General features: G+C 50.6%; 1 protein-coding gene. It reads right to left on the bottom strand.

Features of this window, described 5'->3' with window-relative positions:
• A partial coding sequence (gene tilS / locus ACS8FD_RS24025; protein ID WP_439277694.1) for a tRNA lysidine(34) synthetase TilS occupies nucleotides 1-536 on the bottom strand: 536 nt, incomplete at both ends.

Genomic DNA, 536 nt, shown 5'->3' with positions numbered 1-536 from the left:
ATACGGCAGCTCTAACTGCTGAGCATAGTGACTAATGATAGAGCGGCGTACCGATAACCAAGGCCGCCACAGTATGTTGCGTTGTGCGCTTTGTGACTGCTCTCGCCACGCCTGCATACCTGACAAGCCATTCACCCCCGCCCCTTGAATCAAGCGCATGAGTACCGTCTCAGCTTGATCATCAGCATGATGGCCCAAGAGTAGCACATCGTCTTGGTTAATATGGGCACGCATCACATGATAACGTGCTAGTCGCGCTGCTTGCTCATCATGACCGTCTACTTTTGCCATTAATACCTGACACGGTAGCTGCTGAATGTGTGCCCAGCTAGCGACATGCTCTGACCAATAACTACTATCTGCTTGCAGTCCGTGATTGACATGCAACAATTGCGGCAAAAACGGCAATTTACCCTGTCGATATAACTGTACACATAGCGCGGCCAATGCCAACGAGTCTCGGCCACCACTACAAGCCAACCAAATACGCCGGCCATGTAATTGACCACCATATTCAGCCATGCTAACCAATAACG

The sequence above is a fragment of the Psychrobacter sp. 1U2 genome, from assembly GCF_051847575.1.
Note: the sequence above shows the minus strand (reverse complement) of the source record. Positions and strands in the feature narration are given on the sequence as shown.